The sequence below is a fragment of the Wolbachia endosymbiont (group A) of Brachyopa scutellaris genome (genome assembly GCF_964026995.1).
GTDB lineage: Bacteria > Pseudomonadota > Alphaproteobacteria > Rickettsiales > Anaplasmataceae > Wolbachia > Wolbachia pipientis.
The window spans coordinates 1,344,843-1,359,348 of sequence record NZ_OZ034720.1; the positions used below are offsets into that span (position 1 = coordinate 1,344,843).

Consider the following 14,506-nt stretch of genomic DNA (forward strand, 5'->3'; position numbering starts at 1 on the left):
GTAGATGCTTAAATTCTTGAAAGCCTGTATGGCAAATCTTATACCTTGCTTTAGAAAAAGCTTGCTTTGAGGGTACATGTCAATGGCTCCATAAGTTCATATTCTATTCCCAAACTTTTTTTAACTAACTTTAAAATCATAGAAAATACTGTCGAAAAAGGAAGTTTTCTTGTTCGTGTAAAACTCAACACAATGGATTTTCTGAAAAGTTTTCGAGTATATTGCATTTTTAATTTGTAGAATAAGGTTTTTTCCTTTTTGCATGTTTCACCTAAAAAAGACACATTTTAAACTTTTTTGTTGCAATAAAATAGAAACAAAAGTGCTGTCCCTTGCACTCTTTGGATAATTTAATGATAAAAAATTTAGAGAGAAATTTTATACACTATCGCTGATATTTTTCCTTAAGTTGACGCCATTGCCTGAACGGATACAACTTAATTTTTAATCTGCAGGAGTCAAGTTGAGAATGTCCAATTTTCCACTTTCTTTATAGCATAACATACTTCAGCGCCTCTTGCTCCTCTTGAAGTCCAATGGGCTCACCACTTATGTGTAAATTAATCGTTAATGTTGTACACGTTCTTTTCTTTTTCTACTCTCTCTTGCTCTTCAATACAATATATAGCAAGCGGATTAGCTTTAAGTCTTTCGACTCCTATTTCTTCTCCTGTTCCATCGCAGTAACCATAAGTGCCTAATTTTATTTTTTCTAACGCCTCCTTAATTTTTTCTTTTCTATCTTTTCGACGCTTGATTAATTCCTCGTTTCCACTATCTCCATCAGAATAGTATGTATCAATACTATTCTCTTCTAGTTCTTGTTTCTCCAGCTCAGCGAGTATTGACTGTAACTTTAAGCTGAAGTATTCCAGTTGTTTTACGCTCATATATTCTTCATCTTCTGAAGGAGTGTAATCTTCTGGTGACTTTATTTTTGGTAACTTTTCCATAATTGCATTATCAAAAAAATAATAAAACCTATATAATTTATGAACAAAAAATTATACTACCTCAAAGTAAACACTATAATTTATAATAAACATTTAAAAGCCTAGTATGATCGATTCAGTAAAAAAATTAGTAATAGATGATAAGAACTTTACCTATATAGTATGTATTTTTATCATAATGTTAAGTTTATCTTCATTTACACTTGAAAACAACAATAAACAAGAAGTTATGTTAACATTAACATGGATATGTGCTACATTTGTTTTGCAGATTTCTACAAATAATTTGTTTACATCTGATTATCATGATGGAATATTAGAGCAAATCTTTGTACAGCCACTCTCTTCTAGGCTTATAGTTGCTTATAAAATTTTCGCTCACTGGTTATTATTTGGGTTACCGATTTCAGTAATTTCTTCCATATTCAGCTTTGCAATTCTAGGCAATAGTATTGAACACTCAATAGCAGTTGGAGTGTCTTTATTATTTAATACGCTGATAATCATTAATATTTCAGCTACTGGAAATGCATTGATGATTGGTCAAAACAACTTAGCATCAGGAGTATCGCAAATTCTTGTTTTGCCAATGATAATGCCAACCTTTGTGTATTTTAAAATGCTAACTCAATTTGAAAATTTATCCTTGAATATTTATACACTACTAATCACCATCTTAGTTTTTGTTATTTTGATTGTTAACAGCACCATAACTACTCACATGGCACTAAAATTTGCTGTGGAACAGGATTGAAAAATCTTACTGTTATTCAGTAGACTTCTTGCATAACCTAGAAAAAAGGCAAATAGTTATTATAGATTTAGGTTTATCGACAATTTGAAAAACCTTCATTCCAGCATCCTTCCCTGTCATCCAAGTAGCCCTTCGTTGTCATCCCAGTGTCAAAAACTGGGATAACAGCTAACCTGACAACCGTCATCCCGCTACTTGTTAGCGGCTAAGAGATACCGTGACGGTTGTAAGTTGGAAATGTGATATAAAAAGAAGCAAGAAGGAAGATAACTCTATAAAAATGTGGTTATCGCCAGGCTTGAGCGACCGTAAGACGGTAGTATTATAACATACGTAGATATCAAGGTACTCAAGCCTATCCTTCGAGACGTTTGAATAGTTGTTTGGGACATATATATGCACCCGTTTACAATCTTAAATTTTAACTTAAACTCTCGAGGTTCTTTATGGTTACATCTTATCAAAATTTTATTGGCATTGATATCGGAAAACTTGAATTTGTTACTGCAGTTAATGAACAAAAAGGTGTCATCAAATTTGACAATAGTTGTGTTGGTTGGAAACAATTCTACCAAAAATTTTCAAATATCTTGCCCAACTCCATGGTAATTTTAGAAGCTACAGGAGGTTATGAGCTTGGCTTATTGTATTTTCTTATTGATAGAAACATTGCTGTGCATCGTGCTAATACTCGTCAAGTTAAAAACTTCATTCTATCTCATGGAACTTTGGCAAAGACCGACAGTCTTGATGCAAAAGCGCTTGCCCAATATGGTTCTGAGCGTTGTGGACATCTGCAGCTATTTACACCTATCTCAAAAGAACAAACCACCTTGTTTGCACTTTGTCAGCGTCGTGACGATATTACGAAAATGCTTGTTCAAGAGAAGAATAGGCTAAAAACTCCTGGAAATGATTACATTAAGGAAAGTTGTCAACAAGCTATTGAATTCCTCAACAACCAGGTAGAAAAGCTTGATCAAGCTATACAAAAAATAGTCAATGAAAATCCTGAATTGCAACGATGCCAAAAAATTCTTGAAACAGTCCCTGGAATAGGTAGAAAAACCTCTCAATGTTTATTGTGTCTCATACCGGAACTTGGTTCTTTAAATAAAAGGCAAATTGCAAGCCTTGCAGGTGTTGCGCCTCATCCTAAGGAAAGTGGTAAAGCTATTGGCTACCGAAGGATTATAGGTGGAAGAAGTAACGTTCGTTCAAAGCTTTTTACAGCTGCCATGGCTGCTGCAAGGTCCAAATCTGCACTTGGTGCCTTTTATTCTAAGCTTATTGAAAGTGGTAAGAAAAAGATGGTGGCTATAACAGCTCTAATGCGTAAAATAATAGTGATTGCTAATGCAAGGCTTAAAGAAGCAGTTAATTTGCATATTTAAAAATTTACATAGCAATAACTGAAATTGGTTAATGAATATGCGCGTCCACACACATTAAAAGCGCATATTCATTAACTTAAGCAGAAATTGCTGTGGTGGCTGTTTGATACAAAATTCTGTTTCTATAACAAATGGGTTTTTATTGCCCATATGAAGTTGCAAAACTACAAATAAAAAATTTTTAAAAAAACATAGTTGATATGACGGTTCGCGGTGGCATGACGATAAGCCTCATCATCCCGCTACGTGTTAGCGCCGCGGCGGTATGACGATTCGCAGCGGCATGACGAGAAAGGGGCTACTTGGATGACACCTTTTTTCTACTTAGTTTGGGTTATGCAAGAAGTCTATTCCTTCATAAGGAGAAGTAGTTAAAGGAATTTACTCTATTTCTCCCTCTTTTTTTATTATTTTTAATCTATAGTTAACGTAAAAGAGATATGCAAAAACTCTATTGATCCATAGTCTGCAAATTATTAATAACACTTACTTTAAAGAACCTCACTTTACGCTGATCTTTGAGCGCTCTTCTGTGGTATTTTGTAAGAGTATAACTTGTGAAATCGTCTTCCCTATAGATTAAAGAGTTACACTGCTTTATATGTGATGCTATCCACTCTGCATAGTCCTGATGATCGGTTGTAATGAATATTTCCCCTGTTATAAGTATTTTTTTTGCTAATAAATTTAAAAATTCCGTATTAATTAATCGTCTTTTATTGTGACTTCTTTTTGGCCATGGATCTGGAAAGAGAATAAAGAATCTTTCAACACTGTTATCAGGAAAATTTGCAATCAATTCTCTTGCATCTTCTGTCCACATTAAAATATTTTTTATGTTCTGTATTTCTATGTTTGTTAGCAAGCGAGAAACCCCCTTTAAGTAGGGCTCACATCCTATAAATAATAGATCAGGTTCATTGAGCACCTGGTAAAGCATATTTTCACCGTTGCCAAAGCCTATTTCTACCCATATTCTTTTTTGTGAATTTACAATTTTCTCTATAGATTTCTTGCTGTTTTGAATAGAATATCTTTCCAATATTTCATCAACATCCGGTTTTAATCTGGACCTTCTGGAAAACGACCTAATCCACTTACTATCCTTAAATAGCATATTCTTGATACATATATAATTTTCTCGCTATATTTTATATAGCTTAAACAATTCTCGAAATGAGTTAATGAAAAATTACTTGTCAATAATTGTTAATATTATATAATATATGAATTCTAATAAAGTTTAAGTTAAAGGTATGAATAATAATAATCCAGTTGTAAATCTACCGGTTACTATCAGAAAGCTATCATCAAACAAGTTTATAGAAGAGATATTTCAAGGTCAATTTGAGGATCAGGATAATGTCTTATTTGAGGATTCTTTTATTAATAAAATTAAAGAAGGAGATGTGGTAGAAGGTGTAATTACAAGAATAAACCCTAATGACGTTGTGGTTGATATTGGTTTAAAGTCTGATGGGAGAATTCTGATCAAGGAGCTCGGGTGTAATGATGAGGTTGTTATTGGTTCTAAAATTAAAGTTTATGTGGAAAGAATTGAAGATTATCATGGTAATGTTGTTCTTAGCCGTGAAAAAGCAATTAGGGACGAAAAATGGAATAAGTTGGAAGAATATACAGTTACAAAGGCTGAAGTAAGTGGAGTTATTAAACGCTCAATTAAATGTGGCTTTATTGTTGATCTTGGTGACGGAATAAGCGCTTTTTTACCGCTGAGCCATGTGGATTTGAAGCAAGTAAAAGATGCGAAGCACCTTATTGAAACTGAACAAAAGTTCATCGTGCTTAAAATGGATAAGAAGCAGGGCAATATTGTAGTATCAAGAAAGCTGGTGTTAGAAAAATTGCACGCTGGTGAAAAAATTAAATTTTTAGAATCTTTAAATGAAGGCGATATAATAGAAGGGAAAATAAAAAGTATCACTCATTACGGTGTATTTGTCGGTATTCATGAATCAGATGTAGTGGGAGTTATAGATGGATTGTTACATATTACAGATATCTCTTGGAGTAGGGTAAGTCATCCGTCTGCAGTTTTTACTTGTGGTCAGACTATAAAAGTTAAAATTATAAAAATAGACAAGGAAAATGCTAAAATTTCCTTGGGTGTGAAGCAGCTAGAAGATAGCCCTTGGCAAGATGCAGAGTCAAAATATCCAGTTGATAGTGTGCATAAGGGTTATGTAACAAGCATAGAAGATTATGGATTATTTGTTGAGCTTAGACCTGGAATTGAAGGTTTAGTGCACTCGTCAGAAATAACTTGGGTTAAGAGTAATTTACCAGTTAGTAGTCTCGTAACAAGGGGACAAGAAGTATATGTAAAAATTCTCAGTATTGACATTGCTAAGAGTAGGATGAGTTTAAGCATGAAAAGGTGTGTAGACAACCCTTGGCAAGTATTTATCAATAAATATCCTCCTGGTTCTATTGTTTCTGGTGAAGTGAAGAATAATACCGGCTCATATGTATCTGTTGCTTTCGGTGATTCTGAAATAGATGAGAACGTAGAAGGGACAATATATGTGAAAGATTTTAGTTGGTCTAAAAATGGTTCAGATGAGATAAAGAAGTATAATGTAGGTGATAAAATAGAAGCAAAAGTAATAAGGGCTAACGTGAATCGGGCAAGAATTTATCTTGGAATAAAACAAATAGAGTATGATCCTCTTGAAGAACTGATAAAGAAAGTTAAGGTAGGTGATAAAATACAGGTTATTGTAGGTAAGAGAGAAGATAATGGACTAGTCGTTGAAGTTGAGAACGATGTAACCCTTCTAATAGATCAAGAGCATTTACCAGAGAATAAAAAATTCTCTATATCAGAAAAAATAGAAGTTGAAGTATTGGGTGTTGAAGAATATAACATAGCATTATCTGCTAAGTGATAAGGTTTACTTATTTTGGCTTCATATAAATGGCAACAAAGTCTGATATAATAGCGAGGGTAGCAAAAAGACATCCTTTTTTAGATAAGATTGTTATAGCAGCTATAGTTGATAGATTTTTTGGGATACTTTCAAGCACATTGAAACATCATAATAGAGTTGAAATTAGGGGGTTTGGTTCTTTTTCAGTTAGAAGTTATAACTTGAAAGAAACAAGCCATTTAATGTTACAGAAGTTTACAAAGAATCAATACTTTAAAACATATTTTCGTAGCAGTAAAAAATTATCTGATTTGATAAATGAATAAAAATTTATACCATAAATAAGATGAAAGTAGGGGTTTGAGTTTATACTGTACGATAGAAATTTTTAGCACCATATGCAAGTAGTAGAAATAGTTATACGTAATAACACATATAAAATATCTTGCGAAAGTGGGAAGGGGAATCATTTATTACGCCTTGCTAATAGTTTTGACAAGTTAGTTAGTTCTGTATCTCAAAAAACTGGAGGTAAGGGTTCGGATGCATTAAATTTCTTACTTGCAGCACTAATTCTTGAGGATAAAATTTTAGAATTAACAAAGCGATTAGATGAAGTAAATCAAGAGCGCGAAAAGTATAGAAACGAGAAAAGAATAGAATATACTGAGGTACTAGATAAGGTAAATAAGATTATCACTAATCTTGAGTGCATAAAGGATTAGCTTCAATAAAGCAAGCAATTAAATTGACTATCTGACTATTCAAGCCAGGAGGGAGGTTTGTCTTACGAGTTATGTAACAATATAATTCGTAATCATCAAGATCAACTATTTTTTCGTATTCGATTAGTTCGCTTAAGGAAAATTTATCAAGATATTTCAATGCGAAATGCCCTAAAAGTATATCGGTTTCTTTGCAACCCCTATGCCAGCTTCTATATATTAATTTTCTTCTGAGTAGTGAGGTATCTGTCATTACAATTAAACTTTTTTTAATTTAAAAGTTAAACTAAATACTTGTCAAGCGAGGCGCATTTTAATATACTTAACATTTTGTTAAGATCTAAATATACAGGTGGAATTAATTTCTAATCTTATCCATCAATTTAGCGATGGAATATATTATTTTTTATCATTTTCTTTAATAATTTCTGTCATAGTATTCGTGCATGAATATGGGCATTATGTTGTTGCCAAAGCATGCAAAGTTAAAGTTGAATCTTTTTCCATAGGTTTTGGTCCTGAAATTTTTGGTTTTAACGATAAGTCTGGAACTAGATGGAAACTAAGCGTTGTTCCATTGGGTGGTTATGTTAAAATGCTAGGGGACAACAATGCAGCAAGTGTCCCAGCTGATCAACAAAATTTAACCGAAGAAGAAAAGTTGTATTCATTTCATACAAAACCGCGGCATAAAAAAGCAGCAGTAGTTTTTGCAGGGCCTTTTGCAAACATGGTATTTGCTGTTATAGCTTTTACAATATTTTTTAGCATAGCAGGTTATTATCGCACTCCACCGGTGATTAGAAATGTAATCGAAGGTAGTGCAGCTAAGCAAGCTGGTTTGTTGCCAGGTGACACTATTACACAAATCAATGAGCATAAAATAAAATACTTTGAAGATATTTCACGTGTGATAATGTCGAATCCTAAAACAAGAATGGAGATTGAGTATAGCAGAAATAATGAGAAGCACAGGACCAGTTTAACTCCATTAATAATCAAGGACAAAGACGTTTTTGGCAACACAATAGAAAGAGAAACTATAGGGATTATTTCAGTCAATACATTAAAGCAGTCGTCTTTTCTTGGGGCTGTGAGCTTATCAGTAAGTGAAACTTACCACACTATGTGCTTAACGATCAAAGCTCTCTTTCACATTATTGTTGGTAAAAGGAGTATCAATGAAATAGGTGGGCCAATAAAAATCGCAAAGTATTCAGGGCAATCAGCTAAAAAGGGGTTCGTTATGGTTGTGTATTTCATGGCAATTATTTCAGCTAATTTAGCTGCAATTAACTTGCTACCAATTCCGCTACTAGATGGTGGGCATTTATTTCACTATATTATAGAAGCAGTTATACGTCGAGATTTAAGTTTGAAATATCAAAAATATGCAGCTACTTTTGGTGCTTCCATATTGTTCTTGTTGATGGCAGTTGCAATCTCAAATGATATTAGGCATCTTTTTTAAGATACATATGAAAAAGCTATTCCACATACTAATAATAATTTTTATCTCTTTTCCTACTCTACTTGTTGCTTTAGAAAATAAGGAAAAAACGCAGATAAAAGATATCAAATATATTGGTAATGAGCGTGTAAGCAATCAAACAATAGGTTTTTATATAAAATTGGAACCTGGTAATTATGTAAACGACGATGATATAGATTTGATTATAAAAGGTTTATATAAAACAAAGCTATTTGCTAGTGTTAATGCTTACATAGATGATAAAAAAAATTTGGTAATAAAAATTCAAGAAAATCCACTAATTAACAAGATAATATTAAAGGGTAATAAGTTATTTAATAGCAAAGAGTTACTAAATAATGTGATTCAGTCAAAATCGCTAACTATTTTCACTGAAACAAAATTGCAAAACGATTTAATGAATTTAATCACTACTTATAGAAATAACGGTAAGGTTGGCGTTAAAATTGAATATGAGTTGGAGAAGCTCGATAGTAATAGGGTCAATCTAATTTTCAAAATAAAAGAAGGCAAAACCTCTAAAATTAAGGATATAAGATTTATAGGCAATAAAAACTTTTCTGAAAATGAGCTAGAGCAAGTTATTAAAAGACATAGTAATGACATATTTAGTAAGTTATTTAGAGCCATTTTTAAAGGCGAAAATCATTATTCACCGCAATATCTATTGATTAACACAGAATTGCTCGATCGTTTTTATTCGTCTAAGGGATATATTCAAAATAATATTCAACCAATTGTTGAGGTTGATAATAACAATCAAACAGAGTTAACTTTTTTGATTGACGAAGGACAGCAGTATTTGTTTGGAAATAATGAGGTTAATATTGAAACTGAAATTCAGGATTTGAGCCTAAAAGAAGAAATATTGGATTTTATAACAGAGGAAAACGATAAGATATTTAATAGAGTTAAAATTAATAATACAGTAGAAAAAATAAACAAATATTTAAATGAAAAAGGATATATATTTGCAAAAGTTAATCCAGAGTATGCACAACGTGACAACGTTGTAGATGTAACCTACAGAGTGCTGCCGGGTAAAAAGATTTATATAAATCAAATTACAATTGATGGTAACGATCGCACTTTAGATAAAGTGATCAGAAGTAAGCTAAGTGTAGCAGAAGGTGATGCGTACAATATATCTGAGATTCAAAAGTCACGTAAAAAACTAATGAGTAGTGATTTTTTTGAAACAGTGAAAGTAAATAGTTACGCAGTTAATGACAATACAGTAAATCTTGACTTAAATGTTAAAGAAAAAAACACTACTTCGTTGTATTTGGGAGGCGGTGTGTCTCTTCCTGGTGGAGCATTGATTAAAATTGACCTCAAAGACCGTAATTTATTTGGTACTGGAAAAGAGCTCTCTTTTGCTCTTGAAAAAAGTCAATACGTATTTTCTACTGATTTAGAGTTTGTTGAAAATAATTTTAATGATTCTGATACGTCACTAGGTGTAGACGTATTTTACGAAAAACAAGATAAGCCAAACACTACTTTTGATAGTTGCGATATGGGATTTTTTACAAAGTTATCATATAAAGTCACAGAGAACTTAACTAATTCCCTTCGCTATTCTTATAAGTATAATCATATACACATGGATAATAAGGGTGGACAAGACACCGATATCTCTGAAATAATACTGGACCGAAAAGGTGAACATCAGATTTCATCAGTGGGATACACGTTGGCATATAATAAACTGGATAACCTCTATACTCCAAAAGAAGGGTATTTACTGCGCTTAAGTCAGGATATTTCAGGATTGGGAGGAAACGTGAATTTCCTAAAATCTGAATTCTTATCTTTTTATACGCACCCTATATTAAGCAAAATTGACGATGATATAACGCTACGCTTTAAGATGGCGGCAGGTCATATTTTTTCTTATACTGATGAAAATCTAAACATTGGCCAGCACTTTTTTAAAGGGGGTAATGAGATTAGAGGGTTTGACCTTTCCGGTATTGGACCAAGAGCAGAAGACAAAAATAAAAGCTCATTAGGAGGCAAAACTTATTTTAATCTAACACAGCAAGTGGATTTTCCTCTACCAAAACTATATGACTATGCTGGTATCAAAGGCTCACTATTTGTTGACTATGCAACACTTTTTGGCTTAGATGATAAAAATAAGAAGTATGAAGGGAAATACTACGATAGCAAGCTTGTGAGAGTGTCACCAGGTTTTGGCTTTTCAATGCTTTCTCTTTTTGGTAGACTTAGATTGGATTTCGGGTTTCCTTTAGTAAAGGAATCTTATGATATAATACCATCACCAAATGTTAAGTTTTCTATTGAAGCGGGGATTTGAATGAAATATATACAGTTATTTATATCAGTTATTGCCTTAATTATTTCCTTATTTGTGGGGTATAAGTTTGTAGGATATCAACCTCAGAACACAAAAGCTGCAATTATCGATAGTGACAAAGTCATCAATGAATCTCTTGCTCTGCAAAATATACAACAACAAATAAAGGAGCAGAATTCTAGATTACAACAAGAATTTGAAAGTGAGTTAGAAAAACTTAAGCCATCAAAAGAAGAATTTGAACTTTTGTCAGAAGAAGCAAAAAAAGAAAAGACAGAACAGTTTAATAAGCACACTGTAAATACTAGAGATAATTACGCTAAAAAAATGTTACATTTAGAAGAAAGCTATAGAGACGCAGTAGAGAGTGTTTTTAACAAGATAAAAGAAGTCGCTAAAAAAACGGCAGAAAAAAATAACATAGATTTGGTACTATTTATTTCAAAAAAGAACCAAGTTTTATACTCCATGGATGAAGTTGATTTATCAGATGTGGTATTAAACAATATAAACAAGGAAATACCTGAATTTGCTTTAAAAGGCATTGAGTAGGCTTATGCAATTTAATATCAGTGATATTATAAAAATATTACCCCATTCTTATCCGTTTCTCTTAGTAGATAGGGTTATAGAGTGTGATCCTGGTAAAAGTATAAAAGCAATCAAAAATGTGACTTTCAATGAGCCATTTTTTATTGGCCATTTCCCTGGTCATCCAATAATGCCAGGAGTCTTGATAATTGAATCTCTAGCTCAGGCATCTGCTATATGTGTTCTAGGTAAAGAAACAATAGAAAATAAAGTTGTTTACTTGAGATCCATTGAAAATGCAAAATTCAGAAAGCTAGTTACTCCAGGGGACACATTGATTCTTCAAGCTAACATTCAAAGTGTGTGTTTAGGTGTACACAAATTTAGGTGTATTGCATCTGTTAGCGAAGAAAAAGTTGCAGAAGCAACAATCTCAGCAGTATTGCAAAATAAATAAAATCTTCATCTGTAAGAAACAGCATGTACACTGTATAGTATAGCAATGAAGCTGAATTTCAACATCTCATTTTCTAATCTATATACTCGAAATGGATTAATAAAATTAGATGAGACATTTTTGAATTATATCAAATCATGTGATGAGAGCTTGTTTTGTTCATTAATTGAAGCAAGAGAAAAAGCAGCTTCTTCTTCGATGTCATCCCAGTGTCACCTCCCATCATCCCAGTGTCACCCCCCGTCATCCCAGTGCTTGACACTGGGATCTAGAAAACAAGAAGGACGGTCAGCTACTTGGATGACAGATAGTCAGTTAATAGTAGACCTCTCATATTTACTTGATGAATTTATTGCAAAACTTTTCAATGTTGAAAAAGAAATAGAGGAGCTAAAGAAAAAGCACAACGACTTTGCTGTAATATATAAGTGCAAAAGATTATTTGTCCAACGCTATGCATTGAAGAAATACACTAATGTGGCGAATATAGATATTACTAACAAACTAAGTCATTTTCTCACTTTGCCAACAACAGAAAAAAATTTTGCTGAGCAGGTGATGCATTGGTTTGAAGATAAAGAAAATCACAAAGAAGAAATAGAACTTGCAGCACAATATGCAGTGTGGAGAGTAAAAAATAAACAGAGTATATTATTCAGTATTCATAAAAAAATCGACCACGAAAACCTCATACCATTTTCTAAAAAAGAAGTGGACAAAGTTGAAGTGCTGTATTCAAATGAAGTAAAAAGACGATACGGTTTTGATCTAACAAGCAAAAAGGTGAGTTTGAATAAAGCACTAGATAATGCTCACTACTGCATATTTTGTCATAAGCAAAGTAAGGACAGCTGCTCAAAGGGGCTAATTAATAACGACAATACTTTTAAACAATCTCCACTAAAAGTTGAACTGCACGGCTGCCCACTAGAGCAGAAAATATCAGAAATGAATCTGGTGAAAAGCGAAGGGTACAGCATAGCAAGTCTTGCAATTGTGATGATAGATAACCCGTTATGTGCAGCTACTGGACACAGAATATGCAATGACTGCATGAATTCGTGCATATATCAAAAACAAGAACCCGTAAATGTGCCAGCAATTGAAACAAGGATTCTGGATGATGTGCTCAGTTTACCGTACGGATTTGAAATATATTCTCTGCTCAGCCGTTGGAATCCTTTAAATTTTCAGCGTTCATTGCCAAGAGAAAACACCGGAAAAAACATTCTAATTGTAGGCCTTGGTCCTGCTGGTTTTAATTTAGCTCATCATTTGTTGAACGATGGGCATAACGTTATCACCATTGATGGACTAAAGATTGAACCTTTGATCGATAATTTCCAGCTAATTAAAGATTTCAAACACGAAAAATTGAGTGAACGCACGGCAGGAGGGTTTGGTGGGGTGGCAGAATATGGTATTACTTCTCGGTGGGATAAGAATTACTTAAAGATTATTAGATTACTGCTGGAAAGACGTGAGCATTTCGCACTTTATGGAGGCATTCGTTTTGGTGGCACGATTAATGTTGATGACGCGTTCAACTCGGGTTTTGATCACATCGCCCTAGCACTTGGCTCTGGCAAGCCACGAATGATCAAAATAAAGAATATACTAGCTCGTGGAGTGCGTATGGCATCTGACTTTCTTATGTCGTTACAACTGACTGGCGCTCTTAAATTTGATTCTATAGCAAATCTGCAAGTTCGTATGCCGATAGTTGTAATAGGGGCTGGGCTTACTGCGATTGACACTGCCACTGAAGCTTTAGCGTATTATCCAATTCAAGTAGAAAAATTTCTTCTTCGTTATGAGATATTAGTTGATAAGTATGGAAAGGACTGTGTTGAAAAAGATTGGACAGAAGAAGAGCGCGAAATTGCGAATGAGTTTATATCGCACGCACAATTGATCCGAGAAAAGCAAAAGTTAGCAAAAAAAGAGAATAGAGAAATAAAAATATTAGAGTTAATGCAGAGTCTTGGGGGAGTGAAAGTTGTATATAGAAAAGAGCTGAAAGACTCGCCAAGTTATCGATTAAATAGCGAAGAGGTGCAAAACGCATTATCAGAAGGGATTTACTTTATTGAAAACTTAGAGCCAGTTGAAGTTGTGACAGATAAATATAACCATGCTGAGTCAATAAAACTGATAGACACAAAATCCGGCGAAATCAAACGTATAAAAGCACGTTCTATTTTTATAGCAGCAGGTACTGAGCCAAATACAGTTATTGCAACAGAAGATAAAAAGCATTTTAAATTAAGTAATGGGTATTTTACTCATTTGAATTCATCAGGAAAAGCAATAGATCCAATATTTTCTCCTAAAATGCAAAATAAAGATAGAATATTAGTGTATAAGCAAGGCAATAAAACAATCAGCTTTTTTGGTGATCTTCACCCTTCGTATAGTGGCAGCGTCGTGAAAGCTATGGCAAGTGCTAAGAACGGCTACCCTATTATTTCTCAGCTTTTGAGTGGAGTTAATAGCTTCGTTTCTGTCATTCCAGTGTGTGATGTTGTGGGCCAGAAAAAAAATGCGTGGTCAAGTGTTGAAGACCTGGCTAATAAAGAATTATTTAATAGAATCAAAGAGCAATTCACTGCAAAGGTTATAAAAGTTCAATATTTAACAGACAAAGTTGTGGAAATAGTGATCAAAGCACCACTTGCGGCAAAGAATTTTAAGCCTGGGCAATTCTTTAGATTGCAAAATTTTGAAACCAATGGCAGAAAAGCCAATAATACAAACCTTGCTATGGAAGGTATAGCCGTAACCGGCACTGAAGTAGACAAAAAAAAAGGAATTATTTCCACTATTGTGCTGGAAATCGGCGGCTCCACTAATTTATGCAGACACTTAAGAGAAGGCGAGCAAATAATTCTTATGGGCCCAACTGGCAGCCCAACTGAGGTTTACTAAGTCTCAATATTAAAGTGATGCCAAATTTTATTTCAAAAAGTAAATAATTTACTAACGC

Annotated in this window: 13 protein-coding genes and 1 pseudogene; 10 read left to right on the plus strand and 4 right to left on the minus strand. The window is 33.4% G+C overall.

Annotated elements, in window-relative coordinates:
• Position 1: 1 nt before the first annotated feature.
• Positions 2-264, minus strand: a pseudogene (locus AAGD93_RS06945) (IS4 family transposase); the annotation flags it as partial.
• Positions 265-560: 296 nt separating this feature from the next.
• Positions 561-953: a TraR/DksA family transcriptional regulator gene (locus AAGD93_RS06950; protein WP_064124828.1), complete on the minus strand. Its 393-nt coding sequence runs from the start codon at positions 951-953 to the stop codon at positions 561-563.
• Positions 954-1,059: 106 nt separating this feature from the next.
• Here AAGD93_RS06950 and AAGD93_RS06955 point away from each other — a divergent pair, with 106 nt between their 5' ends.
• On the plus strand, positions 1,060-1,707 hold the full coding sequence (locus tag AAGD93_RS06955; RefSeq protein ID WP_065095344.1) for a heme exporter protein CcmB: 648 nt from the start codon (positions 1,060-1,062) through the stop codon (positions 1,705-1,707).
• A gap of 446 nt (positions 1,708-2,153) precedes the next feature.
• The gene (locus tag AAGD93_RS06960; RefSeq protein WP_265035888.1) at positions 2,154-3,101 is read left to right on the plus strand and encodes an IS110 family transposase; all 948 of its coding nucleotides are present in this window, start codon (positions 2,154-2,156) and stop codon (positions 3,099-3,101) included.
• 451 nt (positions 3,102-3,552) lie between these two features.
• Here the strand turns inward: AAGD93_RS06960 and trmB are convergent, their stop codons facing one another.
• The gene (gene trmB / locus AAGD93_RS06965) at positions 3,553-4,218 is read right to left on the minus strand and encodes a tRNA (guanosine(46)-N7)-methyltransferase TrmB (protein ID WP_341819408.1); all 666 of its coding nucleotides are present in this window, start codon (positions 4,216-4,218) and stop codon (positions 3,553-3,555) included.
• A 139-nt stretch (positions 4,219-4,357) separates the two neighbouring features.
• Here trmB and AAGD93_RS06970 point away from each other — a divergent pair, with 139 nt between their 5' ends.
• The 3 genes from AAGD93_RS06970 to AAGD93_RS06980 all read left to right on the plus strand — a co-directional run bounded on the left by AAGD93_RS06970 (position 4,358) and on the right by AAGD93_RS06980 (position 6,717).
• Positions 4,358-6,010, plus strand: coding sequence for a 30S ribosomal protein S1 (locus tag AAGD93_RS06970; protein WP_341819409.1), 1,653 nt, complete (start codon positions 4,358-4,360; stop codon positions 6,008-6,010).
• Positions 6,011-6,039: 29 nt separating this feature from the next.
• The gene (locus AAGD93_RS06975) at positions 6,040-6,318 is read left to right on the plus strand and encodes an HU family DNA-binding protein (protein WP_010963035.1); all 279 of its coding nucleotides are present in this window, start codon (positions 6,040-6,042) and stop codon (positions 6,316-6,318) included.
• A gap of 72 nt (positions 6,319-6,390) precedes the next feature.
• Positions 6,391-6,717 (plus strand): cell division protein ZapA, encoded by a 327-nt coding sequence (locus tag AAGD93_RS06980; RefSeq protein WP_010082086.1) that lies wholly within the window; start codon positions 6,391-6,393, stop codon positions 6,715-6,717.
• Here the strand turns inward: AAGD93_RS06980 and AAGD93_RS06985 are convergent.
• Positions 6,692-6,970, minus strand: coding sequence for a succinate dehydrogenase assembly factor 2 (locus AAGD93_RS06985; protein WP_006279484.1), 279 nt, complete (start codon positions 6,968-6,970; stop codon positions 6,692-6,694). The genes AAGD93_RS06980 and AAGD93_RS06985 overlap by 26 nt on opposite strands.
• A 99-nt stretch (positions 6,971-7,069) precedes the next feature.
• Here AAGD93_RS06985 and rseP point away from each other — a divergent pair, with 99 nt between their 5' ends.
• Genes rseP through AAGD93_RS07010 form a run of 5 tightly spaced genes read left to right on the plus strand, consistent with a single transcriptional unit; the run spans position 7,070 to position 14,448 of the window.
• Positions 7,070-8,188, plus strand: coding sequence for an RIP metalloprotease RseP (gene rseP / locus AAGD93_RS06990; protein ID WP_341819410.1), 1,119 nt, complete (start codon positions 7,070-7,072; stop codon positions 8,186-8,188).
• A 7-nt stretch (positions 8,189-8,195) separates the two neighbouring features.
• Positions 8,196-10,532: an outer membrane protein assembly factor BamA gene (gene bamA / locus AAGD93_RS06995; RefSeq protein ID WP_341819412.1), complete on the plus strand. Its 2,337-nt coding sequence runs from the start codon at positions 8,196-8,198 to the stop codon at positions 10,530-10,532.
• Entirely contained in the window at positions 10,533-11,084 is a 552-nt protein-coding gene (locus AAGD93_RS07000; protein WP_182365804.1) for an OmpH family outer membrane protein, read from the plus strand.
• A 4-nt stretch (positions 11,085-11,088) separates the two neighbouring features.
• The gene (fabZ, locus tag AAGD93_RS07005) at positions 11,089-11,520 is read left to right on the plus strand and encodes a 3-hydroxyacyl-ACP dehydratase FabZ (RefSeq protein ID WP_065094742.1); all 432 of its coding nucleotides are present in this window, start codon (positions 11,089-11,091) and stop codon (positions 11,518-11,520) included.
• Between the two features lie 45 nt (positions 11,521-11,565).
• Positions 11,566-14,448, plus strand: coding sequence for an FAD-dependent oxidoreductase (locus AAGD93_RS07010; protein WP_341819413.1), 2,883 nt, complete (start codon positions 11,566-11,568; stop codon positions 14,446-14,448).
• Positions 14,449-14,506 lie beyond the last annotated feature (58 nt).

Excerpts from the sequence above, each read along its gene's own strand:
- AAGD93_RS07000 (WP_182365804.1), top strand. The coding sequence starts at position 10,533 with ATGAAATATATACAGTTATTTATATCAGTTATTGCCTTAATTATTTCC.
- bamA (WP_341819412.1), top strand. The coding sequence starts at position 8,196 with ATGAAAAAGCTATTCCACATACTAATAATAATTTTTATCTCTTTTCCT.
- AAGD93_RS06960 (WP_265035888.1), top strand. The coding sequence starts at position 2,154 with ATGGTTACATCTTATCAAAATTTTATTGGCATTGATATCGGAAAACTT.
- AAGD93_RS07010 (WP_341819413.1), top strand. The coding sequence starts at position 11,566 with ATGAAGCTGAATTTCAACATCTCATTTTCTAATCTATATACTCGAAAT.
- AAGD93_RS06985 (WP_006279484.1), bottom strand. The coding sequence starts at position 6,970 with ATGACAGATACCTCACTACTCAGAAGAAAATTAATATATAGAAGCTGG.
- AAGD93_RS06970 (WP_341819409.1), top strand. The coding sequence starts at position 4,358 with ATGAATAATAATAATCCAGTTGTAAATCTACCGGTTACTATCAGAAAG.
- AAGD93_RS06955 (WP_065095344.1), top strand. The coding sequence starts at position 1,060 with ATGATCGATTCAGTAAAAAAATTAGTAATAGATGATAAGAACTTTACC.
- trmB (WP_341819408.1), bottom strand. The coding sequence starts at position 4,218 with ATGCTATTTAAGGATAGTAAGTGGATTAGGTCGTTTTCCAGAAGGTCC.
- AAGD93_RS06950 (WP_064124828.1), bottom strand. The coding sequence starts at position 953 with ATGGAAAAGTTACCAAAAATAAAGTCACCAGAAGATTACACTCCTTCA.
- AAGD93_RS06980 (WP_010082086.1), top strand. The coding sequence starts at position 6,391 with ATGCAAGTAGTAGAAATAGTTATACGTAATAACACATATAAAATATCT.
- fabZ (WP_065094742.1), top strand. The coding sequence starts at position 11,089 with ATGCAATTTAATATCAGTGATATTATAAAAATATTACCCCATTCTTAT.
- AAGD93_RS06975 (WP_010963035.1), top strand. The coding sequence starts at position 6,040 with ATGGCAACAAAGTCTGATATAATAGCGAGGGTAGCAAAAAGACATCCT.